This window comes from Halomonas sp. SIMBA_159 (assembly GCF_046536035.1).
GTDB lineage: Bacteria > Pseudomonadota > Gammaproteobacteria > Pseudomonadales > Halomonadaceae > Vreelandella > Vreelandella venusta_A.
Map to the genome: position 1 here is coordinate 1 of NZ_JAWJBT010000062.1, position 824 is coordinate 824.

Consider the following 824-nt stretch of genomic DNA (forward strand, 5'->3'; position numbering starts at 1 on the left):
ATATGGTGTGCTAAGTTTGTTTGTATTTGTTGAGTGTTTGTTTTAGCTTTTTAAAACAATGAGATAACAATATTATTTTTAGTTAATAGTTTCAGTTATATCAAGGGAGATACCCCATATGCATCAAACCTCAGATGTTTTTGGCGTTCGTAGCCGTCTAATTAAGACCTACTTGGAAAGGGAGGCTGTTGACAGTAAGTTTAAGGAAGCTTTGCAAAGTGGTAATGAAGTAATTGTTTATGGTTCATCCAAGCAAGGTAAAACATCACTAATACTAAAGCATTTATCAGAAGATCAATATGTAAAAGTTGAGTGCTCACCTAATACGCAACCTGTTGATATTTATAAATCTATATTGCGGCAAATTGGAGTGACATTCATTGAATCTGAAACTACAGATTCAGGATATGAGCATGGTGGCAAGGTTAGCGGTAGTTTCAGGGTGAAAATTCCTTTTATCGGTGATACAAAAGCCACATTAGAGGCACAAGATAAAGCGTCAGAAAAAAGCAGCGTTAAGGAATCTCACGTTGAGTACAACTTAGCACTTGCACAGGATGTATCAGAAGTTCTTCATTCAAAGGACTTTAATAAATATGTTGTGCTCGAAAATTTTCATTACCTGAGCCACGATGTTCAAAAATCATTTTCTTATGACCTTCGAATATTTCAAGACCATCATTTAGTCTTTATTGTTCTAGGTATTTGGCGCGAAGCTAATAGATTGGTTCAATTTAACGGCGACCTTTTGGATCGAGTAACAGAAGTTGCTGTAGAACCTTGGGATAGAGATGATTTTTTACAAGTCATTTCAAAAGGAGAAG

General features: G+C 35.6%; 1 protein-coding gene. It reads left to right on the forward strand.

The genetic code is table 11. The features are described from left to right. Window positions 1–118 precede the first annotated feature (118 nt). On the forward strand, window positions 119–824 hold a 706-nt coding region (locus tag R0J87_RS18315), incomplete at its 3' end, for a hypothetical protein (RefSeq protein WP_498887955.1).